The following is a 407-nucleotide window of genomic DNA, read 5'->3' on the forward strand; positions in this document are numbered from 1 at the left end:
TCAATTATCTGGCGGCATGAAACAGAAACTGGGTTTATGTTGCGCGTTGATTCATAACCCGGATTTATTAATTCTGGATGAGCCTACCACGGGTGTTGATCCGCTATCTCGCCGTCAATTCTGGACATTGATTGATCGTATTCGTGCCCAGCGACCACAGATGAGTGTCTTGATCGCCACGGCTTATATGGATGAAGCGGCTAATTTTGATTTTTTGGTTGCGATGGATGAGGGGCAAGTACTCGGTACTGGCAGTCCTGCCGAACTTATCAAACACACCGGACAAAGTAATCTCGACGAGGCATTCATCGCTCTGTTACCTGAGGATAAGCGGCAGGGCCATAAAACAATCACTGTTCCGCCACGACAACAGTCTGAGAAGATCGCGATTTCAGCCAAAGACTTAT

The 407-nt window shown here is 47.4% G+C and carries 1 pseudogene; it reads left to right on the plus strand.

The features are described from left to right. Positions 1–16: 16 nt before the first annotated feature. Positions 17–407, plus strand: a pseudogene (locus B4K20_RS15545) (ABC transporter ATP-binding protein/permease); the annotation flags it as partial.

This window comes from Methylophaga sp. UBA5088, from assembly GCF_002414625.1.
GTDB lineage: Bacteria > Pseudomonadota > Gammaproteobacteria > Nitrosococcales > Methylophagaceae > Methylophaga > Methylophaga marina.